Raw genomic sequence first — 26,112 nt, forward strand, 5'->3', positions numbered from 1 at the left:
CCCACTTGAGGAGAACAACAATGATCTTCACCCAGGAACACGAAGAACTGCGGCGCACGGTGCGCCAATTTGTCGACCGCGAAATCAACCCCCATGTGGAGGAATGGGAGAAAGCCGGGCGCTTTCCCATCCACGAGATTTTCCGCAAGGCCGGCGAGCTGGGGCTGCTGGGCATCTCCAAGCCGGAAAAATTCGGCGGCATGGGCCTGGACTACAGCTATTCCATCGTCGCCGCCGAAGAGTTCGGCACCATCCATTGCGGCGGCATCCCCATGTCCATCGGCGTACAGACCGACATGTGCACCCCGGCCCTGGCGCGCTTCGGTTCCGATGAGCTGCGCGACGAGTTTCTGCGCCCGGCCATCACGGGCGAGCAGGTAGGCTGCATCGGCGTCTCCGAAGTCGGCGCCGGTTCCGATGTGGCCGGGCTCAAGACCCACGCCCGCAAGGACGGCGACGACTACGTGATCAACGGCAGCAAGATGTGGATCACCAATTCACCCAGCGCCGACTTCATCTGTCTGCTGGCCAATACCTCGGACGACAAGCCGCACATCAACAAGTCGCTGATCATGGTGCCGATGAACACCCCGGGCATCAGCCTCAGTTCGCATCTGGACAAGCTCGGCATGCGCAGTTCGGAAACCGCCCAGGTGTTCTTCGACGACGTGCGGGTGCCCCAGCGCAATCGAATCGGTCATGAAGGCGCCGGTTTCATGATGCAGATGCTGCAGTTCCAGGAGGAGCGGCTGTTCGGCGCAGCGAACATGATCAAGGGCCTGGAGTACTGCGTCGACAGCACCATCGAGTACTGCAAGGAGCGCCGCACCTTCGGCAACCCGCTGATCGACAATCAGGTGATCCACTTCCGCCTGGCCGAACTGTCCACCGAGATCGAGTGCCTGCGGGCCCTGGTCTACCAGGCTACCGAGCAGTATGTGCGCGGCCAGGACGTGACCCGCCTGGCCTCCATGGCCAAGCTCAAGGCCGGGCGCCTGGGTCGCGAAGTCAGCGACAGCTGCCTGCAGTACTGGGGCGGCATGGGCTTCATGTGGGACAACCCGGTGGCCCGCGCCTATCGCGATGTGCGCCTGGTTTCCATTGGCGGTGGCGCCGACGAGATCATGCTGGGGATCATCTGCAAACTCATGGGCATCCTGCCGGGGAAAAAGAAATGAGCCCGCTCCCGACCTGCCAGACCCTGCTGCTGGAGCCACGCCACGGCGTGCTGTTCATTACTCTCAACCGCCCCGAGAGCCGCAACGCCATGAGCCTGCAGATGGTGGCGGAACTGCGTACCGTACTCGCCGCCGTGCGAGATCGGCGGAGCATCCGCGCCTTGGTCCTGCGGGGCGCCGGTGGCCATTTCTGTGCCGGTGGCGACCTCAAGGACATGGCCGGCGCCCGCACCCGAGGCAGCGCTGCCTACCGTGAACTGAACCGGGCCTTCGGTGCACTGCTGGAAGAAGCCCAGCAGACGCCCCAGGTGCTGGTCTGCGTGCTGCAAGGCGCGGTGCTGGGCGGCGGCTTCGGCCTGGCGTGCGTCAGCGATATCGCCATCGCCGAACACACTGCGCAGTTCGGCATGCCGGAAACCGGCCTCGGGCTGCTGCCAGCGCAGATCGCCCCCTTCGTGGTGCGGCGCATCGGCCTGACCCAGGCCCGACGCCTGACCCTGACCGCCGCCCGCTTCGACGGTGCCGAGGCCCTGCAGCTGGGCCTGGTGCACTTTGTCGAAGCTGATCCCCGGGCCCTGGAAGAACGCCTTGAACAGCAGTTGTCACAGGTCCTGCGCTGCGCGCCCGGGGCCAACGCTGCGACCAAGGCCCTGCTCCTGGCCAGCGTCGACCAGCCTCTGGGGCCCCTGCTGGATCAGGCCGCCGAAGACTTCGCCCAGGCCGTCACCGGCGCCGAAGGCCTCGAAGGCACCCTGGCCTTTGTGCAGAAACGCAAACCGGCCTGGGCCAGCTGAGCCCTTGTAGGAGCCGGCTTGCCGGCGAATGCCCCCCACCGATTCCCGGGAGCCTGTATGCCCACCTTCAGCAAGATCCTGATCGCCAACCGTGGCGAAATCGCCTGCCGCATCCAGCGCACCGCCCAGGCCCTGGGCTATCGCACCGTGGCCGTGTTCAGCGATGCCGACGCCGAGGCCCTGCATGTGCACATGGCCGACGAAGCCATCCACATCGGCCCGTCCCCGGTGCAGCAGTCCTACCTCAACAGCGAGGCGATCCTCGACGCTGCCCGGCGCAGCGGTGCCGACGCCATTCATCCGGGCTACGGCTTCCTCTCGGAAAACCCCGAGTTCGCCACGGCCTGTGCCGCCGCCGGTATCACCTTCATCGGCCCCAGTGCCGCCGCCATCGAACTGATGGGCAGCAAGCGCCGCTCGAAGATCGCCATGCTCGAAGCCGGCGTGCCTTGCATCCAGGGTTACCAGGGCGAGGAGCAGGACGACGCCACCTTGCAGCGCGAGGCCCAGCGCATCGGTTATCCGCTGATGATCAAGGCCAGCGCCGGCGGTGGCGGACGCGGCATGCGTCTGGTGCAGCAGCACGAAGACCTGCTGGAGCAGATCCGTACCGCACGCTCGGAAGCCCTGCATGCCTTCGGCAGCGACGAGCTGATTCTGGAGCAGGCGCTGATCGAGCCGCGGCACGTGGAAATGCAGGTCTTCGGCGACCAGCACGGTCACTTGATCTATCTGGGTGAACGGGACTGCTCGATTCAGCGCCGCCATCAGAAGGTCATAGAAGAGGCACCCTGCCCGGTGATGACCGAGGAACTGCGCCGAGCCATGGGCGAAGCGGCGCTCAAGGCCGGGCGCGCGGTGAACTATGTCGGCGCCGGCACTGTGGAGTTCCTGCTGGACGCCCGCGGTCAGTTCTACTTCCTGGAAATGAACACCCGTCTGCAGGTGGAGCATCCCGTCACGGAACTGGTCACCGGCCTGGATCTGGTGGCCCTGCAGTTGCAAGTCGCTGCCGGCGAGCCCCTGCCCTTGACCCAGGAAGAGGTGCAGCTCAACGGCCATGCCATCGAAGTTCGCCTGTACGCCGAGGACCCGGCGCAGAACTTTCTGCCCCAGACCGGCCAGGTCCTGCGTTGGCAGCCGGCGCCGGGGATACGCACCGACCACGGCTTGCAGGAGGGCCAATGGGTCAGCCCCTTCTATGATCCGATGCTGGGCAAGCTGATCGCCCACGGTGCCACCCGCGAGGAAGCCCGGCGCAAGCTGTTGCGCGGGGTCGAGGACTGCGTGCTGCTAGGGTTTGAGAGCAATCGCCGGCTGCTGGCCGGTCTGCTCAGGCACCCGGTATTTGCCAGCGGTCGGTTCAGCACCGCCTTCATCGCCGAACATTTTGCCGAGGACCTGAGCCTGCAACCGCAGCGCCCCAGCCTTGAGGAACTGGCCATTGCCGCTGCGCTCTTCTATCACCACAGCGCCAGCGCACACCGCTCAAACCTGAGTGCCTGGAGCAACAACGCCAGTGTGCCCCTGGGCTACCGCATTGGTCTGGATGACAGTCAATGGTCGCTGGAACTGAGCCCCTCGGCATCGGGCCTGTTGCACGTGCGGCAGGGGGATGGCGTGTGGGCAATCAAGGTCATGGCCGCCGATGGCCGCCGGGCCACGCTGGAGGTCGCGGGCATTCGCCGGCACTACATCTATCAACTGCACGACGGCGAACTCTGGCTGAGCAGCCGCCAGGGCAGCCTGCATCTGCAGGACCGCACCCATGCGCTGGCACAGGGCCAACTGAGCACCGATTCCGGCACCCTCAAGGCGCCCATGGACGGGGCCATAGTCGACGTACTGGTCAGCGAGGGCATGAGTGTCAGCAAGGGCCAACTGCTGCTGGTGCTGGAGGCGATGAAGATGGAACACCCGCTCAAGGCCGGGATCGACGGAGTGATCACCCGGGTCCAGGTCAACCTCGGGGACCAGGTGAAGAACCGGCAGATTCTGCTGGAGGTGGAGCAAGCCGCCCCCGCCGCGGAAATGGAGCACTAGGCGGATGCCTCAGCTTTGGCTACGCTCAAGCCTCATCAGGAGCTTGAAGGCTGGAAATAGCGATGCCCCACTGGCTGGTAATAGATCTGGAAGCCACGACGGATGAAGGGGGCTGGCCGGTAAGCGAGATGGAAATCATCGAAATCGGAGCCACACTGGTCAACCGTCAGGGTCGGGAACAGGACCATTTCCAGCGTTTCGTCCGCCCCTTGCGACGTCCCAGGCTGACGCCGTTCTGTCGCGAGCTGACCCATATCACCCAGGCCAATATCGACAGCGCCGCACCGTTGGGCGAAGTCTGGACCCTGTTCGAACGCTGGCTGGGCCAGCATCAGTCGCGCCTGGAGGGCTGGGCCAGTTGGGGCGACTATGACCGCAAGCAACTGCAACTGGAGTGGCACAACCAGCAACTGCACAGCCTGTTGAATGACGTCCCCCACATGAACCTCAAGCAGCGCTTTGCCAAGGCCAGGCGTCTGGAGCGCCCCCTGGGCCTGAATGCAGCCTTGCAACTGGCCGGCATGCAGTTCAACGGCCAGCAGCATCGAGCCCTGGAAGATGCACGCAATACCGCGCGCTTATTGCCGCTGATTCTTCCATGATGGCGGCAGGTGACGGCCTTTGAGGCCTTGTGCATACTGGCCGACCTTTTTGACCCTTTCTTGAGGAATCGCCCATGTTTAAAGTCAACGAGTACTTCGACGGCACCGTCAAGTCGATTGCCTTCGGCACGGCCGAAGGTCCAGCCACCATTGGCGTCATGGCCCCGGGCGAATACGAGTTCGGTACGGCGCAACGGGAAATCATGCACGTGGTGTCCGGCGCCCTGACCGTGCGCCTGCCCGACAGCGCCGACTGGAAAACCTTTCCTGCCGGCAGCCAGTTCAACGTACCGGCCAACAGCAAGTTCCAACTGAAAGTCGCCGTGGAAACCGCCTACCTGTGCGAATACCGCGGTTGATTCACCTGTCACGGCTGTCGCGCTGACAAAAAATGCCCGTCTCCTATAAGAGACGGGCATTTTTCATGGGGCCAAGAAACGCTATTCGAGGACGGTCACTGGCATCCCCACCTGCAAGCGACCATTGCCGTCGTTGACCAGATTCTGCCCGAACATCGCCCCGTCAGCCTGGGCGCGATATTTCTGCAAAGTGGCCAGGGGTTCGCGGTCGGCGCTGCGTTCGCCAGTCTGTGGGTCAATGGTGGTCAGGATGCAGCGCGAGCACGGCTTGACCACACGAAACTCGACATCGCCAATCCGTATGCGCCGCCACTGGTCCTCGGCAAAGGGCTCGCTGCCTTCGATCACCAGATTGGGTCGAAAACGCAGCATCTCCAGAGGCCGCCCGACGCGACCGGCCAGGTCCTCCAGGGATGCCTGGCCAATCAACAAGAGTGGAAAACCATCGGCGAACGCCACTTGATCATCGTCCCTGCCGTAACCGGCGGCGGTGCTTCGCGCCCGTTCCGCGGGTACCTGCACCAGGCGGGTGGGCTTGCCGATGAAGTCACTGACCCAGGCGCCCGCTTCGTCACCGGCATCAGGCACCCGCAGGCTGTCATGCCAGATGGTCACGCCGCGCAGTGCGGCATCGGCCGCTGGCAGGGGCACGTCAAGGGTGGAAAACCCTGGAGCGCTGAGGGTCAGGCCACCCTGCTCATTGCACAACGCCGAGAGCTGACTCATGCGGCCCACGGCACGCTGGGTGAGGAAGCGCCCGCTGGCCTCGTCCACCAGCATCCAGCGGCGATCCCCCTCCAGGCCGAGCTTGTCCAGGCCGATCTGTTGCAGGGTTTCACCCTTTGCGGATTTCAACGGGTATCGATAAAGCGCACTAAGACGCATGTCCAGCTCCCTGTGTGGGCAAAAAGCCTCACCCTATACCAGCGCTTCGACGAAACAAAGGTGCAAGGGAAAAGCAGCCGGACATCCTCATGAATCAGACGCTGACTTCATCCAGCATCAAACGCTGACGGACCACGTCCACCAGTTTGTCCGGCTGAAACTTGGAGAGGAAGTTGTCGCAACCGACCTTCTTCACCATCGATTCGTTGAAACTGCCGGACAAGGATGTGTGCAGGACCACATACAGCCCACGCAGGCGTGGGTCGTTGCGGATCTCGGTAGTCAGGCGATAGCCGTCCATCTCAGGCATTTCCGCATCGGTGAATACCATCAACAACTTGTCGGTCATGTCGACCCCGGTGTCGGCCCAGGCCTTGAGCATGTTCAGAGCCTTGAGGCCATCGCTGGCGATGTGCATCTTCACCCCCAACTGGCCGAGGGTGTCGCGCAGTTGCGAAAGCGCCACGTTGGAGTCATCCACCAGCAGCACTTCACGGCCGCGAGCACGTTCGAGCACAGGATCTTCCAGCTTGTCCCGGGAAACCTTGGCGTTGTAGGGCACGATTTCCGCCAGGACCTTCTCGACGTCGATGATTTCCACCAGTTGCTCGTCAACCTTGCTGATGGCCGTCAGGTAATGCTGGCGCCCGGCGCTGGTGGGCGGCGGCATGATGGCTTCCCAGTTCATGTTGACGATGCGGTCCACGCCGCCCACCAGGAACGCCTGCACCGAACGGTTGTACTCGGTGACGATGATGGTGCTGTTGGGCCCCGGAACCAGCGGGCGCATGCCGATGGCCTGGGACAGGTCGATGACCGGCAAGGTCTGGCCACGCAGGTTGACCACACCGCAAACGAACGGGTGGCGCTGCGGCATCAGGGTCAGCTTGGGCAGCTGCAGGACTTCCTGGACCTTGAAGACGTTGATCGCGAACAACTGCCGACCGGCCAGGCGGAACATGAGGATTTCCAGGCGATTCTCACCCACCAGCTGCGTGCGTTGATCTACCGTGTCGAGAATGCCGGCCATTAATGACTCCTGGGCTTGTTCTGATGAATTCACTAAAGACAGATATCGGCGGGATCCGCCGGATCTTGACCCGCATGCAAATTGCCGCATGAAAGCCATTGATGTCACATTAACATCATGCTTTACTGAGCCGGTCAATTCATCAGCACGACTCTCCGACGGCGCGACCTCCTTCGCGGCGTGAAGTTCCCGCGCCTAAGGGTTTCCCCTAGCAACAATCAGGACCATCCTGATATTCGCAATATCCAATAGCCATTAATGTGACGCCATTCTCATTGCATGAACGGAGTCAGGCTTTTGTTTGTGATCGCAGAAAGGTGGCCCAGCACCCTTTCAAGCCTCAGCACCCACGCCCATCAAGCCCCAGCGCAAGTGCGCCGCATTGCTGTGGCCGGTATTCGGGCTGCTTGCAAAAGCGATGAACAACCACTCTCACAGCCGCTCGCGCCACCTGAAAAAAAATCAGATATATCTGATATGCAAACGCAAAAAACGCGTCATACCTTAAAACCGTTCAGCCAAGGCCCTATCCCGCCATCGGACTCGAAGTCATGGAGATAAGCATGCTAAAGGACGGCCATGAGTGCGCTCCCCCCCTGCCTGAGTTCCTGCTTGAAGCTCAGGCTCTACTGGCTAAATCGGAAGATTGCCTGAGCCATCTGCACTTGATCAGGAATGACGAAGAAGCGATCAACTGCCTGCTCGCCAGCCTGCTGTGCCTGGCCCAGACGGCAGCACGCCATTCCATCAGCCCGCTGGCCGAATTCGCCTTGCACATTCATGGCGTGTTGAAACGTACAGCCCATCCAGTGGACCTCAACGATCCGATCCTCGACGCCTTGAAAAGCTGCCTGACCCTGATGGCCTGGCAACTGGAATTGATCGACCCGCACAACGGCCAACTCAATCTGGATGACAGCGAACAGGCCCTGCTGATCAACGAACTGACCGATCAAGTGGCGCAAAACTGTACCTGCGCTTATCCATCCTGCACCCATTGAAGTTGCACTTGTGCCGCTGGCTGGCAGATAAAACCCGCAGTTACAATAGCCAATCCGAAATATCACTAGAACTTCAGACTCAGGGTCAACTATCTGGTCGTTATTGAGTATTTCATACCCAAGAGCGACATTATCGATTCACCAACTCCAACTAGCGCCAGCCCCGGGACTTACTGTTCAGAGCCCTGTATGGGCCCGCAACATCGCCCATATCCCGCGCTTTCATTGCCCCTCCCGAAGTCCATGGAGGAAATGGAACAAACGTGCAGCAGATCCATATTCCTGACTTTCAGGACATATATAACTGTGCGTATAAACGCGACCAACGGTATCTTCGGTGGTATTATGTCGCCCATAAACGGACACAGTAATGGCACTTTGATTCCAATGTCGGCAGTCACTACTCGGCTTGTACAAGACAAACAGACAACGTTGATTGAAACCGAGTATTCAAATAACACCGTTTCTCAAACAAGCCTCGTCATCCACTTCTGACAGGGCTCTCGCAGCGAACATTCATTGGCTCCATCCGCTATGTACGCCAGCCTCAAGTCTCTCTTCTCTTGGCCCCTCTCTCTAGATCATCTGCGCTGGCTCAGCCTGTTGCTGTGTTCCTGCTCGACCCTGGGCAACGCACTGATCTATTGCCTGGACCGGCCCTTGCCGCTGATCTTGCTGCTGCTCAACATCGCGGCCCTGACCTGTATCTGGGTGCAATACGGCTATTCGCGAAAGTCCATCCGCTTTCAGCCCCAGGAGCTCGCCGAACGCCTGCTAGAGGTCAAGGAAAATGAGCGACACCGCCTCAGCCGTGAACTGCACGATGACATCGGCCAGTTGCTGACAGCGGCAAAACTGCAGACCGATTGGCTCAAGCGTCGCCTGCCGGACGACCTGCAGGACTCCTGCGCGGTGCTCGGCACCACTCTGGAAGAGACCCTGGCCAAAGTGCGTGACGTGTCCGCAATCCTCAATCCCCGGCAGTTGGCCAGCCTGGGACTGGAGGCCAGCCTGCGCGCCCACCTGCTCAAGACTCTGGAAAACACATCGGTGCACTGGAGCCTGGAATGCCGCCAGCGCCTGTCGGGAATCCCGGAGGAGATGGCCGTCGCAGCGTTCCGCATCACCCAGGAAGCGGTCACCAACATGCTGCGCCACGCCCAGGCGAAAAACCTGTTGGTACGAATACAGCGACTGCCGGAAGGCCTTTCGCTGTTCATCAGCGATGATGGCCAGGGGTTCGCCCCGGCCAGCGATCCCGGCGCCCTGGGCCAGCGAGGCATGGCCGGGATGCAGGAACGAATCAGCCAGTTGGGCGGCCTGTTACAGATCACCAGCGAGCTCGACCAAGGCACCCAGATCGAAGCACTCTTTCCCTGGGCCCCTCGCACCCTGGAGCGGGCCAGCACGAATAAGGTTTCACATTGACCTGTAATTTACTCTTGGTGGATGACCACTCGCTTATCCGGGCTGGCGTGCGTGCCCTGGTCACGGACATTCCCGGATACGCGGTGATCGGTGAAGCCGATGACGGCGCGCAACTGCTGGAAATGGTCGAGAAACTGCATCCGGACATCGTCCTGCTGGACCTGTCGATGAAACGCATCGGCGGCCTGGACGCCCTGCGCCGGCTCAAGGCAATGCGGCCCCAGAGCAAAGTCCTGATTCTGTCGATGCATACCGACCCCTCCCTGATCATGCAGGCCCTGGAATCCGGCGCCCACGGCTATCTGCTCAAGGACACCACCGCCACCGAACTCGAACACGCCCTGGAAGCCTTGCGCAACAACGAGCGCTACCTGAGTCCGGCCATTGCTCATACCGTGATCAACCAGGCGCTGACCCGAGCCCAGAAGCACCAGCCCCAGCCTGCGGAAAACCACAACCTGACGGCTCGCCAGCTGGAAATACTGCGGCTGATCGTGCGGGGCAAGTCCACCCGGGAGATCGCTCTGGGCCTGGGTTTAAGCATCAAGACCGTGGAAACCCATCGCTCGCAGATCATGAAACGCCTGCAGATCTTCGACGTCGCCGGGCTGGTGCTGTTCGCCGTGCGCGAGCGCATCATCAGCCTCGACGACTGACTCAGCGAGCGGCGCCGAGCAACGGCGAATCCGCCGGCAAATGCACCTGCAAGGCCGCAGGACGGGCGGTAAACCGCAAAGTGTCGCCCTGCAGCGGTTCGCCATCAAGATTGATGTCCAGGCCTCTTGAGGCCTTGATCTCGACCCAGGGCAGACGCGCGCGGACAAACATATTGTCGATCCCCAAGCCACCGGCCAGCAGACTCTTCAGAGTGCCCACCAGCTCCTGAGGCGCCGGCAGAATGCTGATATCCAGCAAGCCGTCGTCGGCCATGGCTCCCGGGCAAAGCTCGTGCCCGCCTCCCGCCTGCCGGCCGTTGCCGATGCCCAGGGCCAGCAACTCACCACGCCAATGGAAATCCGGCCCCTGCAACTCGCCATAAGCCGCACTCAACTCGGCAAAGCGCGACAGCCCGGTGAACAGATAAGCGGCACCGCCAAGGACTTTCTTCAAGTCTTCAGAGGTATTGGCGGTGACCTGGCTACCAAAGCCGCCGGTGGCCATATTGAGGAAAATCTGCCCGCCAACCTCCCCCAGGTCGATCGTCCGGGCCGGGACGTCCAGCAGCTCCAGGGCCGCCGCCGGATCAAGGGGAACACCGGCAGCCCGGGCAAAGTCATTGGCCGTGCCCAATGGCAGCAGCGCCAGACTGGCCTGGGTCGACGCGTTGGCCAGGGCCTCGGCGATATCGCGCAGCGTACCGTCGCCGCCTCCGGCAATCAGCCGGGTATGCCCGGCGTCCAGCGCCTCGCTCACCAGACGCTGGGCATCTCCCGCCTCCCAGGTCAGACGCACCGAAACCTCCCAGCCGGCAGCACGCTTGGCCTCAACCGCAGCGCGCACCTCATCGTTGAGGGCCTGCTTGCCGTGCAGTATCAACAGTGCCTTGCGCTCATTCATCAACCATGACTCCGGTTATGGGTTCCTTGAGGGATGTTGACCTCGGGCACAGCAAAATAAGTCTGTCCCATCGATTATTTTTTTGCCCAAGCCAGCCTGGCTCGTACCTCACCACTCATGACCCAGGTTAGCCTGCCAACGAGGAAAATCTTTCATAGCTAGTACGCCGAGTCGTTCTTCGACAACCGGCTGCGCTTGCAACTGATCCTGCGCAATCTGCCGCTGCCGGGCTGGCGCCGGTCAATAACTACCGTGATGAGCCTCATACCCTGGAAAAATCGAAAAACGTGTCGAATTCGACCTGGAATACATCGAAAATTGGTCAGCCTGGCTTGAACTGCACATTCTGTTCCGCACCATCGCGTCCGTCATCATGATCCACGAGGCCTTCTAAATGAGCCCGCTCATTCCCTGCATCATTGCTGGCGGCGCCGGCACCCGCCTGTGGCCGGTGTCCCGTGAGGCGATGCCCAAACCCTTCATGCGCCTGCCAGACGGCGAGAGCCTGCTGCAGAAGACCTTCGTGCGTGCCACGGCCCTGAAAGACGTCGGCCGGTTGCTGACGGTGACCAACCGTGAAGTGCTCTTTCGCACCCTGGATGACTACCGCCCGCTGAACAAGACTCAGCTTGAACTGGATTTCATCCTCGAACCCTTCGGCCGCAATACCGCGCCGGCCATTGCCGCCGCAGCGCTGCACGTCAACCAGCACTACGGCGCTGACGCACAACTGCTGGTGCTGCCCGCCGATCATCTGATCAATGACCTCCAGGCATTCGCCACCGCGGTGGCGCGCGCCCGGCAGTTGGCCGAGCAAGGCTGGCTGGTGACCTTCGGTATCGAGCCGAGCCATGCCGAAACCGGTTTCGGCTATATCGAGAAAGGCCTGGGCTTGCACGGTGAAAGCTTCCAGGTCAGCCGTTTCGTCGAAAAGCCCGATGCTGCCACTGCCCAGTGTTACGTCGACGGCGGCCAGCACCTGTGGAACGCCGGCATGTTCTGCATGCGCGCTGATGTGATCCTCCGTGAGTTGCGCAAATTCGCGCCACAGGTGGTCAATGCCGTCGAGCGCTGCCTGGAACTGAGCCACCACAGGCAAGGCCAACGCGAAGTGCAAGTGGAGTTGGACCGCGACAGCTTCGCCCTGGCGCCGGACATCTCCATCGACTACGCGGTGATGGAGCGATCGAAGGAGGTCGCCGTGGTGCCCTGCCAGCTGGGCTGGAGCGATATCGGCTCCTGGCAAGCAGTGCGCGAGCTGAGCCCGGCGGACGTACACGGCAACCAGTGCAACGGCGAGACCGTGCTGCATGACGTCCGCAACTGCTACATCGATTCACGCCAGCGCCTGGTGGGCGGTATCGGCCTGGACAACCTGATCATCATCGACACCCCGGACGCCCTGCTGATCGCCGACGGCAAGCGCAGCCAGGAGGTCAAACTGATCGCCCAGGAGCTCAAGCGCCTGGGCCACGACGCCTACCGCCTGCACCGCACCGTGAACCGCCCCTGGGGCACCTATACCGTGCTTGAGGAAGGACCGCGCTTCAAGATCAAGCGTATCGAAGTCAAACCCGGCGCCTCGCTGTCGCTGCAAAGGCACCACCACCGCAGTGAGCACTGGATCGTGGTCAGCGGCATGGCCCGGGTGACCAACGGAGAAGACGAGTTTCTGCTCGACACCAATGAGTCGACCTTTATCAAGCCCGGTCGCCCTCATCGACTGTGCAATCCCGGGGTGATCGACCTGGTAATGATCGAAGTGCAAAGCGGGGAGTACCTGGGCGAAGACGACATCGTGCGCTTCAACGACATTTATGGCCGAGCTCCCGCCGCCCCCGGTAGCACTTGAAACAGCGTTGGCCCCGTGAATTTGCCACAACGGCAAGTGACGAAGCTGCTCGCCAGGCAACTCGCCCGATAAATAAACCCAGGCCCAGGCGTCGGGCAGCCTCAGTACAGGCGCCTGAAACGAGACGTAGGACTCAAAGTGAATTTTCTGACCGAAGAATGAGATTTGCCTGAATTGACCCTGCGGAGCCAATCAGTGACTGTGCATGCCAGGCGCTGACGCCTCATACAAGGAAGTGCACCGTCATGAACGACAAGGGGTTTTATCCACAAGGGCATTCAACGCTCAATCGCATCAACGACAGCTCCTGGCTGGCGGCTCCTCCACTTCGGGAGTTCGATGTGCCACTCTCGTCCGAAGCACATCCGCCTCATTCCAGGCCGCTATCGATAATCAAACGCCTGGCCTGGTTGACATTTGCGGCCTCGATAATGGCAGGGCTGGTGACCTGGGGTTTCCACAGCCGTTTCGGACTGCTGCTGTTATTGCTGCTGCGCTGAAGCAAAGCACGGACCCGGCGCCGAACCGGGCCCGTGGCCGATCAATCCTACATTTCACTCCAGCACTTCACTCAAGGGAATGAAATTGACCACGTCACCTTCCTCCAGGGTCCGACCTTCCAGCACCTCTACCAGACCTTCCGCCCAGGCAGCGCTGCGCAGTACGCCAGAGCTCTGATTGCGATAGATGATCGCTCGCCCATTCTCCAGGCGGCCACGCAAGTATTCGCGACGATTGCCGGGCTTGGGCCAGACAAAGCCTGCCGGCACCTGGAAACTCAATGGTTGCACCTGCTGCACGCCCTGGCGCCGCAGTAGATAAGGCCGCGCCAGCAGGGCGAAAGTCACCAGGGTCGATGCCGGATTGCCCGGCAGGCCAATCACCGGTACCCCACGAAAATGTCCGAAGGTCAGGGGTTTGCCAGGCTTGATCGCCAGTTTCCACAGGGCCAGTTCACCGGCTTCCCGCAGGGCGATGCCGAGAAAGTCCGCCTCCCCCACAGAGACACCGCCGGTGGAAAGAATCAGGTCCACATCCCCCAACTCCGCCAGGCGCTGACGGGTCGCGGGAAGATCGTCGGGAAGGATTCCCGCATCCAGCACCTCACAACCCAGACGCTTCAACCAACTGCACAGCAGCACTCGATTGCTGTTGTAGATCTGCCCCGGACCAAGAGGCTGACCAGGCTCCACCAGTTCGTCGCCAGTGGACAACACCGCCACACGGACTCGACGCAGCACCTCAAGCTCGGCACATCCCAAGGACGCTGCCAGGCCCTGCTCGATGGGCCCCAAGCGCGTACCGGCAGCCAAGACCTGCTCGCCTATGGTGGTTTCCTGGCCCTGGGGACGGATGTTCTGGCCGACCTTCAATGGCTCGGTAAAACGTACGCGCTGATCATCCTGAACCTGGGTGTTTTCCTGCATCTCGACGCAATCCGCACCTGCCGGCACCGGAGCGCCAGTGAAGATCCGCGCACAGGTTCCCGGCTGCAAGGGCTCGGGGGACTGCCCGGCGAAAATCCGCTGGCTGACCGGCAAGGGCTCGCCCTTCCAGTCCTCCACGCGCAAGGCGTATCCATCCATGGCGCTGTTGGGCCAAGGCGGCAGATCCAGGCTGGATACCAGCGCCTCAGCCAGGACCCGGCCCTCAGTGGCTGCCAATGGCAGCCGTTCACGCTCGACAATGGGCGCAGCCTCGGCCATGGCCAACAGGCGCGCCAATGCCTGCTCCACCGGCATCAAGGCCCCCTGCTTGCCCGGCTTACCCACGGGATTCACAAGGCGCCGCCTGTTTCAGGTGAGGGACGAAGTTGCACGGCCGATGCCGCGAATCCAATTGCTCGGCCAGTATTGCGTCCCAGCCGGTACGTACCGCATTGGTGGAACCCGGCAGGCAGCACACCAGGGTGCCGTTGGCCAGCCCGGCCAAGGCACGGGACTGCACAGTGGAAGTACCTATATCCGCCACCGATATCTGCCGGAACAGCTCGCCAAAACCATCGACCTGCTTGTCCAGCAGGCAGGCCACAGCTTCCGGAGTACTGTCGCGACCAGTAAAACCGGTGCCGCCGGTGATCAACACCACCTGCACCACGTCATCAGCGATCCAGGTAGCGACTTGGGCGCGGATCTTGTACAGATCGTCCTTGAGCAACACCCGCGCCGCCAATCGATGGCCCGCGGCGCCCAGGCGCTCGACGAAGACCTGGCCGGAGGTATCGGTTTCCAGGGTGCGGGTGTCACTGACGGTCAGCACCGCAATATTCAGGGGAGCAAAAGGTACATCAGCCTTGGCTTTCATAGGCTCGATCCAGAGGTAGGAGACACAGCCCGGTGTTATATCACAGCGCTTTGATCCGGCGCCGCTGCGGGGTCGGCCTTCACCTTGCCCCGGACTGCCAGCACACGCAGTCCGGCCGTCGAGAAAGCCAGACCGCGGACAAACAGGCGCTGTGAGCTAAGCTGCAGCCGCCAACGCCTGCGATCCGCCCGGCAACGTGACAGAATGTCCCTGGCCAAGGAACTTGCAGACGTTGTATACGTCTGAAGACCAGCACTCAAAAGTACTCATTTCGGAGACACACAATGACTCAACGGACCCTCGCCACTCTCATGCTCGCACTGGGCCTGGCCACTCTCGCCGGTTGCGCCTCGCCGACAGTGATCACCCTGAATGACGGTCGCGAAATCCAGGCCGTCGATACCCCTGAATACGACAAGGATTCCGGCTTCTACGAGTTTGAACAGCTGGACGGCAAACACACTCGCATCAACAAGGATCAGGTTCGTACCGTCAAGGAGCTGTAAGTCCGACGGTGGTTGCTCTGATGTTATAAAACCCGCTTGCTGCGGGTTTTATTGTTTCTGCGAGACGGTTTTTCACCACTGCAGACTGATACGGCTTTCGAAATCGCGCTCCTGCCCAGTCAGCGGATCGATGAAGCGCAGGCCCTGAGCCAGCAGCTTCAGTGGATTGTCATAGTCATCCTCGGCGTCCTTGAGCACCTCGGGGTAGAACGGGTCATTGCAGATCGCCGCTCCAAGGGCACTCATGTGTACCCGCAACTGATGCTTCTTGCCGGTCACCGGGTACAAGGCATAGCGCCACAGATCGCCGTGCCTTTCCCTGACGTCGATGGCGGTTTCGGTATTGCTCGGCCCCTCGCCTTCCTGCATGCGGAAGAAGGGCTCCCCGTCCACCAATCGGCTTTTGTGCACCAGGGGAAAACTCAGGTGTGGCAAGGCGCCAGCAATGGCTTCATAGCGTTTCTCGATCTGCCGGGTAGGGAACAACGCTTGATAGGCCGAGCGGCTGCCGGGATGGGCAGAAAACAGCACCAGCCCTGCCGTATGCCGGTCAATGCGATGCAGGGGCACCAGATTCGGGTTGTCCAGGCGGCGGATAAGGCGACGCAGCAAAGTCTGCTCGACGTACTCGCCCGCAGGGGTGACCGGAAGAAAATGCGGTTTGTCCGCCACCACCAGATGCTCGTCGGCATAGAGGATGGTCTCCTGCACCGGGATCACCTTCTCATCCGGCACCTCGCGAAAATAATGAATCCGCAAGCCTTCGCGATAGGCCAGGTCCAGACTGATGGGCTGGCCCTGCCCGTCCAGCACTCGGCCGCGGGCGATACGATCCAGCCATTGTTCACGACTGATGGCCTTGAAGTGATCACACAGGCAATCCAGCACCGTCGGCCAGGAGCCAGGGGGCAGATACAAGGTACTGGCCTGATGCTGTGCAGCGGAAAAGCTCGCGGTGGACATACAAAAGCTCGAAAGATCAATGCAAGGCGGCATTATCCAACAGCGCCCCTCAGGAACCTAGAAGCAGTTTTCCCGACCTCAGGCACACGAGTGCTTGGCCTGGGCCGCTGTCTCGGTGAACTCCTTGAGCCAGCGCAGCACGTCCACAGCCTCCCAGCGACCCGGATCATAGAGGGCATAGAGCAGCCCCTGATAACCCACCACATCCAGTTGCCGGTGGTAACCCGCTCGCTGGAACAGGGCTTCGATCTCGGCAAAGCAGGTATTGAAGTGCAGCTTGTTGAAGGGGGTCTTGCCCTCGGTGACCAACCCATCCATGCGTAACTCAAGCACCGCCTCACGGAGCACATCAGTGGACATGCTGTTCACGCTGTTTTTCAGTTGTTCGACATTGACCATCATTTATTCCTTTAACCGTTTGAAGCGTCCGCCATATCCATCAGGGCTGCTTGCGTCCCACATAACTGACCACCCACAACACCACGCCCCAGATCTCGATCGAGCCTAGGTCATCCAGCACCAAGGAAGGGATTGAAGGGCGCGCCGCCTTGAGCAAAAGACCGCCACGAGGATCGGGAGCCAGCAGGCGCAGCGAGTATTCATGGGCGCCTTGGGGACGTACCACCAGGTACTGGTCCACCACCGGATTGGCTGAGCGATCGACGATCAGCCGATCCCCGGGGTAGATTCCGAACCCCAGCAGGTTGTCGTCGTCCACCAACAGGCCGTGGATCTGGGGAGACCCCAGACCCAGGGTCCGATCCAGGGAAAAGCCGCTACCGGTGGGCTCATTGGCAACGGCAGCGCAGCCGCTATCACCCAGTTCCAGAAAACAGGTTGGCAACGGCTGTGAGCGTTCGGTACCGGTCAGGAAAGTGAGAGACATGGCGAGACTCCTCGATAGCTGTATATGCATACAGTAAACCAATCGACAGATCTCGCCAATGAATTCTGACCACGGGCGACAGGCGGAAGCCTCGGATGTTGCAAGCCAAGTGTCAGCGCAGGAACGCCACCACCTGCTCGGCGTCGAAGGGCCAGCCGAGCTCGGCGCCATTGTCCACCCGGCGCAACACCGGGATACGCAGGCCATAGCTTTCGAACAGTTCCTGACTCTCGGCGATGTCCACCAGCTCGACCATCAGGCCGTGCTCCACTAGCGGCATCAACTCGGCCTCGGCCAGTTCGCACAGGTGGCAACCAAGGGTGCCGAACAATTGGCATTCAGGGGGCATGACAGGGCAACCGTGTGAAGAACGGGTGCTTATTTTAGGCCCGAGCGCGAAAGCCGTCGACCCGCCTCTGTCCAGATATGCCCAGGCCCCCTGCCCCTCTGCGGCCCTGCGCAGAGAATGCTCCGACAGGCGTACAGCACCTCGATAGACACTTTATGAGCCTGGCCAAGGCTCGCGAATATGCGAAATTCTCAACAAAAAATGACATGAGTCAGCATTATTTACCGCCAACCGGGCGATCCTCGCGGCCTTTTTGCCTCTAGGCTTTGCCCTGCCCGCCCCTTGTCCGGAGATGCCCGTTGTTTGCCAATCTGCTGATCATTCTCGCTTCATCACTGGTGGTCATTGCGCTGTTCCGGCGCCTGAGCCTGCCACCGGTCCTGGGCTATCTGTCAGTGGGGCTGATGGTCGGACCCACCGCCCTGGACTGGGTCAATGACAGCGAGGACCTGCCGGACCTGGCGGAACTGGGGGTGGTCTTCCTGCTGTTTTCCCTGGGCCTGGAATTCTCCCTGTCGAAGATGCTCGCCCTGCGCCGCGTGGTGTTTGGCCTGGGCAGCCTGCAAGTGCTGTGCAGTGGCCTGATCCTCGGCGTGCTCCTGGCCTTGTTCGGCATGCCCCTGACCTCGGCGCTGATGCTCGGCACCGGCCTGGCCCTGTCGTCCACCGCCATCGTCAGCAAGGAGCTGACCAGCCTCGGCGAGATCTTCAGCAGCCACGGACAGAATGCCATCGGCGTGCTGCTGTTCCAGGACGTGGTGGCGGTGCTGTTGCTGACCCTGGTGCCGGTCTTCGCCGGCCACAGCGACCAGGCCTGGTACTGGGCCCTGCCTGTCACCCTGGGCAAGACCCTGGTGCTGTTCTTCGGCCTGCTGCTGGCCAGCCGCTGGCTGCTGCCCCGGCTGTTCCACGAAGTCGCCGCCTCCCACTCTGCCGAGCTGTTCGTACTGCTGGCCCTGGTGATTGTGCTGCTGACCGCCTGGCTCACCCATTTGCTGGGCCTGTCGCCGGCCCTGGGGGCCTTCCTTGCCGGCATGCTGCTGGGAGAAAGCCACTACCGGCACCAGATCGAAGCCGATATCCGTCCGTTCCGCGACATTCTCCTGGGGTTGTTCTTCGTCAGCATCGGCATGCTCATCGACCTGCAACTGTTCATCGACCACAGCCTGTTGATCCTCGGCCTGACCCTGGCCCTGCTACTGATCAAGGGCTCGGTAGTGGCCGCCTTGCTCAAGCTGCGCGGCAGTGACGGCGAAACCGCCTGGCGCAGCGGCCTGGCCCTGGCCCAGGGTGGTGAATTCTGCTTCGCCCTCATGGCGCAGATGCAACTGAGCCAGATGATCCCGCCGCAGATCAGCAGCCTGCTGCTGGCCGCCACCTTCTGCTCCATGCTGCTGACCCCGCTGCTGCTGCGCGCCGCCCCGCTGATCACTGCCCGCCTGCACCGCAAGCCCAACCAGGCCGCTCAACTGGAGGAAATCAGCGCGCAGAACGCCCAGTTGCAGGGCCACGTACTGATCTGCGGTTACGGCCGGGTCGGCCAATCCATCGGGCGCTTCCTGCACCATGAGCAACTGCGCTATATCGCCCTGGACGATGACCCGGTGCGGGTCCAGGAAGCCTCGGCGGCGGAAAGCTGCGTGCATTACGGCGACTGCCGGCGCAGCGACCTGCTGGCGGCGGTAGGCCTGGAGCGGGCGCGACTGCTGGTGATCGCGGTGGATAAAACCGATATAGCGCTGACTGTACTCAAGGCAGCGCGACGCCTGGACCGCAACGTGCCGATCCTGGTACGGACCCGGGATGACAGCCAGTTGGCGGAACTCAAGGCCGCCGGCGCCAATGAAGTGGTGCCAGAGCTTTTAGAGTCGAGCCTGATGCTGGCTTCCCACGCCCTGATCATGCTTGGCCTGCCGGAGCAACGGGTACAACGCACCGTGGACGAGGTGCGTCACAGCCGCTATCGCCTGCTGCACGGTTTCTACCATGGGGCGCAAAGCAGCACCCAGGACAATCACGAGCCACCCGCGGTGCAGATGCACGCGGTCAACCTCGACGCCGACGCCCACGCCTGCAACCGACTGCTGCAAGAGCTGGGACTGGAAGCACTGGGCGTGGATGTGCAAGGCGTGCAACGCAATGGCAGCGAGCTGCCGCTCAATCCGGCCCCGCGCCTGCGAGCCGGAGACCGGATACTGGTGTCCGGTTCCCAGGCCGCGATCGAGGCCTGCGAAGCACGCCTGCAGGGCGGTTGAGGCCGTCCCGCCGCGGCCCTGAGCAGTTCGCTGCCTGGGCCCGTGGCCCCTCAGTCCTGACTCACCGCACCGATCTTGTGCAGCGACAGGTCGGCGCCGTAATACTCCTGCTCCTGGGTCAGGCGCAGCCCGCAGACGGCCTTGATCACGCCATACACGGCGAATCCGCCCAGCAGCGCCACCAGTACCCCAAGGCCGGTGCCAATCAACTGGCTGGCCAGGCTGACACCGCCCAACCCACCCAATGCACGCTGGCCGAAGATCCCGCAGGCAATCCCGCCCCACACACCGCACAGGCCATGCAGCGGCCAGACTCCGAGCACATCGTCGATCTTCCAGCGGCTCTGGGCGGCCATGAAGCACCAGACGAACAAGGCCCCGGCCATCGCCCCGGTGACCAAGGCGCCCACCGGATGCATCAGGTCGGAGCCGGCGCAGATCGCCACCAACCCGGCCAGCGGCCCGTTGTGCAGGAAGCCCGGGTCGTTGCGCCCGACGATCAACGCCGCCACGGTGCCGCCAACCATGGCCATCAGCGAGTTCACCGCCACCAGCCCACTCACCCCTTGCAGGGTCTGGGCGCTCATCACGTTGAAGCCGAACCAGCCGACAATCAAGATCCACGAGCCCAACGCCAGGAAGGGAATGCTCGACGGCGCGAACGCCACCAGCTTGCCGTCGCGGTAACGGCCGTTGCGCGGCCCCAGCAACAGCACCGCTGCCAGCGCCAGCCAGCCGCCCATGGCGTGCACCACCACGGACCCGGCAAAATCATGGAAGCCGGCGCCAAAACGCTGCTGCAACCAGGCTTGCACCCCAAAGTTGCCGTTCCACACCAGCCCCTCGAAGAATGGATAGACGAATGCCACGATCAGCACCGTGGCGCACAATTGCGGTACAAAACGCGCACGCTCGGCGATGCCGCCGGAGATAATCGCCGGAATCGCTGCGGCGAAGGTCAGCAGGAAAAAGAACTTCACCAGACCGTAGCCGTGGTCGGCACTGATCACCGCCGCCGGTTGCAGGAAGCTCACGCCGTAGGAGATCCAATAGCCTATAAAGAAATAGGCCAGGGTCGAGACGGCGAAGTCGCTGAGGATTTTCGACAGCGCATTGACCTGATTCTTCTGCCGGACCGTGCCCACTTCGAGGAAGGCAAAACCGGCGTGCATGGCCAGGACCATGACCGCCCCGATCAGAATGAACAGGGTGTTGGAACCGTGGACCAGGGTGTCCACAGCGCTTTGCAGATTTTCCATGGAGTAGGCAGATCCGAAATCGGCCATCATCTCCCCGGCTCCACGGCCGGCCTTGCACCAAATTGGCTCCGGGACACGCCATCACGCGTAATCGGTGAACCGTTTTGGCGCGCCAGGGGCCGCACGCGAAACCACGGGAAGGAGATTGACCTGAGGTTGTGATTTTTTTGCCCAGGGTTGACGCGGGCTAGAGCGCCACCCTTGCTCGTTTTCGGCGCAAGCGTCACGCCTTGCGCACCAGGACAAAGCAAAAGCTGTACCAGACAATTACAGTGAACCTTCACTCGGGGCTCACACTCATAGCTCACACAAGCAATCAACGGAGAAACAACCATGGCCAGCAAAACGGCGAAGACGGCTCAAGAAGTACTGATGGCGGATTTTCAGGCACTGGTCAGTGACACGGAGCGTCTGCTGGAACACACCGCGACCCTGGCCGGCGACCAGGCCGATGAACTGCGCGAGCAGATCCACGACAGCCTGCTCAAGGCCCGGGAAACCCTGCAACTGACCGAGGACTCCCTGCGCCAGCGTGGCCAGGCTGCAGTCACGGCTGCTGAAGACTATGTACAGAGCAACCCTTGGCAGTCCGTCGGGATTGCTGCCGGCGTCGGCTTTCTCATCGGCCTGCTGGCGACGCGGCGCTGATATGGCTATCGGCGAATCCACTTCGTCCGGCAGCGGTCCAAGCGCGTCCTCGCGGCGCCTGGGGGCCGCTGTCCTGGGCCTGTTGCACAGCCACGTCGAATTGTTCGGCATCGAGTTACAGGAACAGAAAGCCCGCACCGTCAGCCTGCTGCTGTTTGCCGGCCTGGCTCTGGTGTTTGCCCTGCTGTTGCTGGTGGGGTTGTCGGCGCTGGTGCTGATCCTGCTGTGGGACAGCTATCGCCTGGCCGGGATCATCGGCCTGTGCGTGTTCTACACCCTGGCGGCAGTGTTCTGCGGCCTGCGCCTGAAGTCGGCGATCTTTGATGAATCTTCGCCCTTCCACGCCACGCTCGAAGAGCTGGCCAATGATCGGGAGCGCCTGCTGCCATGAAGTTGCCGGACATTCCGCAGAACACCTCACGCCGGGAAATGCGCAAGGTACTGATCCGCCTGCGCATGGAAATGCACCGCCAGGAAATCCGTCACGAGTCCCAGCAATTGCTGCAACCCCTGCAACGGGTTCGCGGCCTTGGGCAAAGCTGGCAGGAAGGCTTTGGCATCAAGCACGCCCCACTCTGGGGCGTGGCGGCGGTGACCCTGCTGGGGTTCATCACCGGCAAGGGTGCCAAGAGCGGCGGCACCAGCAGCCTCACCCGCCTGATACGCCTGGGCACCAGCCTGTTGCCTCTGATCAGACTGGCGCTGCAAGGCGCCTCGCGCAAACCCTGAGCGAGCATCGGCAAGCGCCTGCAACAGGCAACGGCTGATCTGGCTGCATTCTTGCTAAGCAACCCGGATCGGCCCCTTTACCAAGGGGTCGACCCAGGGTGGGTGAAAACGCCGTATTGTCGAACGCGGCAATGTTCACCCAGCCTGGACGCCTGTCTGTCTACCCGACAGCCACAGCCCCCCTACCAACAAGACTCTATAAGGAGGCCCTGTGATCGACGGGCAACCGCTCGCCTGCTTCCAGCCATTCATCGATACCGCTACCGGGCGCATCGCCGGAGTCGAAGCTCTGGGCCGCCTGCGCCAGGGCAATGGGCAACTGGCGTCGGTGGGGCCGCTGTTCGCCGATCCCCGCACCCCTTCCAGCGCCTTGCGCCGTCTTGATCGCCTGGTCCGCGACGATGCCTTGCGCCGCCTGCACGAAGCCCCGGCGGACTGGTTCCTGAGCCTGAACATTTCCCCACGCTGGATCAGTCGATTGCGGCCAGGACAGCCGTTGCCCAGCCTCAAGCAGTTGCAGCAAAACGAGGTCGATCCGCGGCGCATCGTCTTCGAGATCACCGAGCTGGGGGGCAACAGCCAGCGCCTGACCGAGGTGGTGGCGCGCTATCGCCAGGCGGGGGCGCGAATCGCCATCGACGATTTCGGCGCCGGCTACTCGCAACTGGACCGGGTGCTGGCGCTGCAACCGGACATTCTCAAGCTCGACATGCGCCTGTTCCAGGCCGCAGCCCGGGGCGGGCCCAGCAGCGATGTGGTCAAGGCCCTGGCACAGATGGCGGAAAAAACCGGCTGCTGGATCATCGCCGAAGGGGTGGAAACCGAAGCCGAACTGGATTTCGCCCTGGAGTGCGGCTCGCGTTACGTACAGGGCTTCCTGTTTGCCCGGGCCGAAGAACAGCTGTTCGCCAGCGATGCCTTCGTCCAGCCCTTCGCCCGCCTGCGCGAGCGCTATGTGCGGCACAAGCTGGCCGAACGCAACCGCCTGATGCGCATGCGCCAGCAACTGGCAGAGCTGATGAACCTGTTGCAGGCCTGGGCCCAGGCTCAGGCTCCCATCAGCCAACTGCCCGCCGTGGAGGCCTTTCCCTGGCTGCTGCGTTTCTACCAGTGCGACCGCCACGGCACCCAACTGACCCCGAACCTGGAATGGCGGCATGACCACTGGCAGGCCGACAGCAGCTACGTCGGCCACAACTGGTCGTGGCGCCCGTACTTCTATCACCTGCTGGCCGAAGGCTGGGAGGAGCGCCGCCTGACCCTGTCCAACACCTACCGCGACGCCACCAGCAACCAGTACTGCCTGACTGCCGGCCAGTTCTTCGACAACGGCCAGCGCCTGCTGCTGATCGATATCGACGCCGCCGGCCTGTAGCCCTCGCCTTGTTTCCAGCCGGCTTGCCGACGAACGCGGCGACGCGATGGATACACGAGCGCAGGCCACGCCCCTCTTGCGGCCACGCCCAGGAACCCGGAAGCTCTGCCCTTCAGTTTTTTTTCGGAGAGACCCCGCCTTGGATTGGCAGACCCTGCTCAACCGCGAACGCCTCGGAAAGCCAGTGCACAGCCCGGAAGAACTCGGCCGTAGCCCTTTCCATAAAGACCATGACCGCATCATCTTCTCCGGCGCCTTCCGCCGCCTGGGGCGCAAGACCCAGGTGCACCCGGTGTCCAGCAACGACCATATCCACACTCGCCTGACCCACTCCCTGGAAGTCAGTTGCGTCGGTCGCTCCCTGGGCATGCGCGTCGGCGAGACCCTGCGCGGCGCCTTGCCCGACTGGTGCGACCCCAGCGACCTGGGGATGATCGTGCAGTCGGCCTGCCTGGCTCACGACATCGGCAACCCGCCCTTCGGCCATTCTGGCGAAGACGCCATCCGCCACTGGTTCCAGCAGGCCGCCGGGCGTGGCTGGCTGGACGCGATGAGCGAGGCCGAACGCCAGGACTTCCTCAATTTCGAAGGCAATGCCCAGGGTTTCCGGGTCCTGACCCAGCTTGAATATCATCAGTTCGATGGCGGCACCCGGCTGACCTACGCCACCCTCGGCACCTACCTCAAGTACCCCTGGACCGCGCGCCACGCCGATTCCCTGGGCTACAAGAAGCACAAGTTCGGCTGCTACCAGAGCGAATTGCCGCTGCTGGAACAGATCGCCCACAAGCTGGGCCTGCCGCAACTGGAGGAACAGCGCTGGGCCCGGCATCCGCTGGTGTATCTGATGGAAGCGGCGGACGACATCTGCTACGCCCTGATCGACCTGGAAGACGGCCTGGAGATGGACCTATTGGAGTACGCCGAAGTCGAGTCCCTGCTGTTGGGGCTGGTGGGCGACGACCTGCCGGAAACCTATCGCCAGCTGGGCCCGGGGGATTCGCGCCGGCGGCGCCTGGCGATCCTGCGGGGCAAGGCCATCGAGCACCTGACCAACGCCGCCGCCCGGGCCTTTGTCGAACAGCAGGACGCCCTGCTGGCCGGCACCCTGCACGGCGATCTGGTGGAGCACATGCATGGCCCGGCCAAGCGTTGTGTGCTCAATGCCAAGGACGTGGCGCGGCGCAAGATCTTTCAGGACAAGCGCAAGACCCTGCACGAGATCGGCGCCTACACCACCCTGGAAATTCTCCTGAACTCGTTTTGCGGCGCGGCATTGGAGCAGCACGGCGGCAAGACCCCGTCGTTCAAGAACCGGCGGATTCTCGATCTGCTGGGCAATAACGCACCGGACCCGAACTGGCCGCTGCACACCTCGTTCCTGCGCATGATCGATTTCATCGCCGGCATGACCGACAGCTACGCCAGTGAAATGGCTCGGGAAATGACCGGACGCTCAAGTCCGCAATGACCCTCGTTCATCAAGTGCCTGGCCGCTGCGCCAGGCACTTGATATGACCTGCAACATCCAATCAACAACTAAGGGATTCCCCTAGCCCGGCCGCCGCAACAGCAGCCGACAAACTCCGGATATACGCCAGTACAAGGGGAAAAACACTCGGCGCTACGGGCATTTCATTCAAGAGCCCGACTCTAAGGCATTCCCCGACCAACATGACTTCAATTAACGAACAACACGATTAGAGCAACTACTCAGACAGAAAGAGCAACTAGCCGTAAACACTTGGTGTGCGGGGCGCAGATATTGCGTTGCTTTCACAAATTCGAACACCTGTTCTTGATTCAACCAAACATCCTACCTTTGCAGATTCTCACGAACTCCCTGAACCCCTTGCCAATCAAGGCCGCCAGGAATTTTTGTTAGCCTTCTATGCATTTACAATTTACGTACAAATCGAGTTTTTAGTTTCGGATAGTCTCGATTTCAATAAGATATTTCCCCGCTGACCGCCCTCGGAAAAATTAATTTCACACTGCGCTGTAACGTTTGCACTGCAACTCACTCAACCCTTTTGTCATACCTGATTTTAGATTGAAGCACCCGGCTCTCACTCAGGAATTGTCACTCGCGAGCACTTGAACATAGGC

At 61.9% G+C, this 26,112-nt stretch carries 27 protein-coding genes and 1 pseudogene; 18 read left to right on the forward strand and 10 right to left on the reverse strand.

Translation table 11 applies throughout. From position 1 onward, the window contains the following. The first annotated feature begins 20 nt into the window (after window positions 1-20). From atuD to ACMGF8_RS26405, 5 genes are all read left to right on the forward strand, one after another. A complete protein-coding gene (atuD, locus tag ACMGF8_RS26385) occupies window positions 21-1,178 on the forward strand; it encodes a citronellyl-CoA dehydrogenase (protein WP_102880409.1) in 1,158 nt (385 codons plus the stop codon). Further along, on the forward strand, window positions 1,175-1,972 hold the full coding sequence (locus tag ACMGF8_RS26390) for an enoyl-CoA hydratase/isomerase family protein (RefSeq protein WP_416757779.1): 798 nt from the start codon (window positions 1,175-1,177) through the stop codon (window positions 1,970-1,972). The genes atuD and ACMGF8_RS26390 overlap by 4 nt, the downstream gene beginning before the upstream one ends. Before the next feature lie 57 nt (window positions 1,973-2,029). After that, window positions 2,030-4,015: an acetyl/propionyl/methylcrotonyl-CoA carboxylase subunit alpha gene (locus ACMGF8_RS26395; RefSeq protein WP_416757781.1), complete on the forward strand. Its 1,986-nt coding sequence runs from the start codon at window positions 2,030-2,032 to the stop codon at window positions 4,013-4,015. A gap of 62 nt (window positions 4,016-4,077) precedes the next feature. Next, the gene (locus ACMGF8_RS26400) at window positions 4,078-4,617 is read left to right on the forward strand and encodes an exonuclease domain-containing protein (RefSeq protein WP_102860940.1); all 540 of its coding nucleotides are present in this window, start codon (window positions 4,078-4,080) and stop codon (window positions 4,615-4,617) included. A gap of 74 nt (window positions 4,618-4,691) precedes the next feature. Beyond that, window positions 4,692-4,976, forward strand: coding sequence for a pyrimidine/purine nucleoside phosphorylase (locus ACMGF8_RS26405; protein ID WP_416757783.1), 285 nt, complete (start codon window positions 4,692-4,694; stop codon window positions 4,974-4,976). Window positions 4,977-5,057: 81 nt separating this feature from the next. On the opposite strand, the gene ACMGF8_RS26410 is transcribed toward ACMGF8_RS26405, so the two are convergent. Both ACMGF8_RS26410 and ACMGF8_RS26415 read right to left on the reverse strand, forming a co-directional pair. After that, the gene (locus ACMGF8_RS26410) at window positions 5,058-5,861 is read right to left on the reverse strand and encodes an MOSC domain-containing protein (RefSeq protein WP_416757785.1); all 804 of its coding nucleotides are present in this window, start codon (window positions 5,859-5,861) and stop codon (window positions 5,058-5,060) included. Window positions 5,862-5,955: 94 nt separating this feature from the next. Continuing rightward, window positions 5,956-6,891 carry a chemotaxis protein CheV gene (locus tag ACMGF8_RS26415; protein WP_102860937.1) on the reverse strand — a complete coding sequence of 312 codons (936 nt, stop codon included), beginning with the start codon at window positions 6,889-6,891 and terminating at the stop codon, window positions 5,956-5,958. A 563-nt stretch (window positions 6,892-7,454) separates the two neighbouring features. On the opposite strand from ACMGF8_RS26415, the gene ACMGF8_RS26420 reads away from it, so the two are divergent. The 3 genes from ACMGF8_RS26420 to ACMGF8_RS26430 all read left to right on the forward strand — a co-directional run bounded on the left by ACMGF8_RS26420 (window position 7,455) and on the right by ACMGF8_RS26430 (window position 9,976). Then, window positions 7,455-7,892: a hypothetical protein gene (locus ACMGF8_RS26420; protein ID WP_102860936.1), complete on the forward strand. Its 438-nt coding sequence runs from the start codon at window positions 7,455-7,457 to the stop codon at window positions 7,890-7,892. 534 nt (window positions 7,893-8,426) lie between these two features. After that, window positions 8,427-9,320, forward strand: coding sequence for a sensor histidine kinase (locus ACMGF8_RS26425; protein ID WP_102860935.1), 894 nt, complete (start codon window positions 8,427-8,429; stop codon window positions 9,318-9,320). Then, a complete protein-coding gene (locus tag ACMGF8_RS26430) occupies window positions 9,317-9,976 on the forward strand; it encodes a response regulator transcription factor (protein WP_102860934.1) in 660 nt (219 codons plus the stop codon). Before ACMGF8_RS26425 ends, ACMGF8_RS26430 begins: the two co-directional genes overlap by 4 nt. Before the next feature lies 1 nt (window position 9,977). On the opposite strand, the gene yegS is transcribed toward ACMGF8_RS26430, so the two are convergent. Next, window positions 9,978-10,877, reverse strand: coding sequence for a lipid kinase YegS (gene yegS / locus ACMGF8_RS26435; protein WP_102860933.1), 900 nt, complete (start codon window positions 10,875-10,877; stop codon window positions 9,978-9,980). Between the two features lie 227 nt (window positions 10,878-11,104). Here yegS and ACMGF8_RS26440 point away from each other — a divergent pair. The 3 genes and pseudogenes from ACMGF8_RS26440 to ACMGF8_RS26450 form a co-directional block, all read left to right on the forward strand. After that, a pseudogene (locus tag ACMGF8_RS26440) lies at window positions 11,105-11,271 on the forward strand (sugar transferase); the annotation flags it as partial. Further along, window positions 11,272-12,729, forward strand: a complete 1,458-nt coding sequence (locus ACMGF8_RS26445; RefSeq protein ID WP_416757789.1) for a mannose-1-phosphate guanylyltransferase/mannose-6-phosphate isomerase — start codon at window positions 11,272-11,274, stop codon at window positions 12,727-12,729. It abuts the pseudogene before it with no gap. Between the two features lie 245 nt (window positions 12,730-12,974). Next, window positions 12,975-13,229 carry a hypothetical protein gene (locus ACMGF8_RS26450; protein WP_102860931.1) on the forward strand — a complete coding sequence of 85 codons (255 nt, stop codon included), beginning with the start codon at window positions 12,975-12,977 and terminating at the stop codon, window positions 13,227-13,229. Window positions 13,230-13,283: 54 nt separating this feature from the next. On the opposite strand, the gene glp is transcribed toward ACMGF8_RS26450, so the two are convergent. Together glp and moaB are read right to left on the reverse strand one after the other, a co-directional pair. After that, window positions 13,284-14,510 (reverse strand): gephyrin-like molybdotransferase Glp, encoded by a 1,227-nt coding sequence (glp, locus tag ACMGF8_RS26455; RefSeq protein WP_102860930.1) that lies wholly within the window; start codon window positions 14,508-14,510, stop codon window positions 13,284-13,286. After that, window positions 14,494-15,033 carry a molybdenum cofactor biosynthesis protein B gene (moaB, locus tag ACMGF8_RS26460; RefSeq protein WP_102860929.1) on the reverse strand — a complete coding sequence of 180 codons (540 nt, stop codon included), beginning with the start codon at window positions 15,031-15,033 and terminating at the stop codon, window positions 14,494-14,496. The genes glp and moaB overlap by 17 nt, the downstream gene beginning before the upstream one ends. Window positions 15,034-15,317: 284 nt before the next feature. Between moaB and ACMGF8_RS26465 the strand changes: the two genes are divergently transcribed. Further along, window positions 15,318-15,539 carry a YgdI/YgdR family lipoprotein gene (locus ACMGF8_RS26465; RefSeq protein WP_102860928.1) on the forward strand — a complete coding sequence of 74 codons (222 nt, stop codon included), beginning with the start codon at window positions 15,318-15,320 and terminating at the stop codon, window positions 15,537-15,539. 72 nt (window positions 15,540-15,611) lie between these two features. Here ACMGF8_RS26465 and ACMGF8_RS26470 read toward each other — a convergent pair whose 3' ends face one another. The 4 genes from ACMGF8_RS26470 to ACMGF8_RS26485 all read right to left on the reverse strand — a co-directional run bounded on the left by ACMGF8_RS26470 (window position 15,612) and on the right by ACMGF8_RS26485 (window position 17,737). Then, on the reverse strand, window positions 15,612-16,502 hold the full coding sequence (locus ACMGF8_RS26470; protein WP_416757792.1) for a pseudouridine synthase: 891 nt from the start codon (window positions 16,500-16,502) through the stop codon (window positions 15,612-15,614). A gap of 78 nt (window positions 16,503-16,580) precedes the next feature. Next, on the reverse strand, window positions 16,581-16,901 hold the full coding sequence (locus tag ACMGF8_RS26475; RefSeq protein WP_416757794.1) for a transcriptional regulator: 321 nt from the start codon (window positions 16,899-16,901) through the stop codon (window positions 16,581-16,583). Between the two features lie 40 nt (window positions 16,902-16,941). Next, window positions 16,942-17,388 carry a S24 family peptidase gene (locus tag ACMGF8_RS26480; protein ID WP_102860925.1) on the reverse strand — a complete coding sequence of 149 codons (447 nt, stop codon included), beginning with the start codon at window positions 17,386-17,388 and terminating at the stop codon, window positions 16,942-16,944. A 112-nt stretch (window positions 17,389-17,500) separates the two neighbouring features. After that, window positions 17,501-17,737: a glutaredoxin family protein gene (locus ACMGF8_RS26485; RefSeq protein ID WP_102860924.1), complete on the reverse strand. Its 237-nt coding sequence runs from the start codon at window positions 17,735-17,737 to the stop codon at window positions 17,501-17,503. Between the two features lie 299 nt (window positions 17,738-18,036). On the opposite strand from ACMGF8_RS26485, the gene ACMGF8_RS26490 reads away from it, so the two are divergent. Then, window positions 18,037-19,992 (forward strand): monovalent cation:proton antiporter family protein, encoded by a 1,956-nt coding sequence (locus ACMGF8_RS26490; protein ID WP_102860923.1) that lies wholly within the window; start codon window positions 18,037-18,039, stop codon window positions 19,990-19,992. Window positions 19,993-20,042: 50 nt separating this feature from the next. Here ACMGF8_RS26490 and ACMGF8_RS26495 read toward each other — a convergent pair whose 3' ends face one another. Further along, window positions 20,043-21,251: an ammonium transporter gene (locus ACMGF8_RS26495; protein ID WP_416760382.1), complete on the reverse strand. Its 1,209-nt coding sequence runs from the start codon at window positions 21,249-21,251 to the stop codon at window positions 20,043-20,045. A gap of 333 nt (window positions 21,252-21,584) precedes the next feature. Between ACMGF8_RS26495 and ACMGF8_RS26500 the strand changes: the two genes are divergently transcribed. The 5 genes from ACMGF8_RS26500 (at window position 21,585) to ACMGF8_RS26520 (ending at window position 25,474) form a co-directional block, all read left to right on the forward strand. Continuing rightward, window positions 21,585-21,899, forward strand: a complete 315-nt coding sequence (locus ACMGF8_RS26500; protein ID WP_011062506.1) for a DUF883 family protein — start codon at window positions 21,585-21,587, stop codon at window positions 21,897-21,899. 1 nt (window position 21,900) lies between these two features. Continuing rightward, window positions 21,901-22,290: a phage holin family protein gene (locus ACMGF8_RS26505; RefSeq protein WP_102860922.1), complete on the forward strand. Its 390-nt coding sequence runs from the start codon at window positions 21,901-21,903 to the stop codon at window positions 22,288-22,290. Then, window positions 22,287-22,628: a hypothetical protein gene (locus tag ACMGF8_RS26510; protein ID WP_102860921.1), complete on the forward strand. Its 342-nt coding sequence runs from the start codon at window positions 22,287-22,289 to the stop codon at window positions 22,626-22,628. The genes ACMGF8_RS26505 and ACMGF8_RS26510 overlap by 4 nt, the downstream gene beginning before the upstream one ends. Window positions 22,629-22,839: 211 nt before the next feature. Further along, entirely contained in the window at window positions 22,840-24,003 is a 1,164-nt protein-coding gene (locus ACMGF8_RS26515) for an EAL domain-containing protein (protein ID WP_102860920.1), read from the forward strand. A 139-nt stretch (window positions 24,004-24,142) separates the two neighbouring features. Continuing rightward, window positions 24,143-25,474, forward strand: a complete 1,332-nt coding sequence (locus ACMGF8_RS26520) for a deoxyguanosinetriphosphate triphosphohydrolase (RefSeq protein WP_102860919.1) — start codon at window positions 24,143-24,145, stop codon at window positions 25,472-25,474. Window positions 25,475-26,112: the final 638 nt, after the last annotated feature.

Source organism: Pseudomonas sp. BNK-7, assembly GCF_048072025.1.
Lineage (GTDB): Bacteria > Pseudomonadota > Gammaproteobacteria > Pseudomonadales > Pseudomonadaceae > Aquipseudomonas > Aquipseudomonas danubii.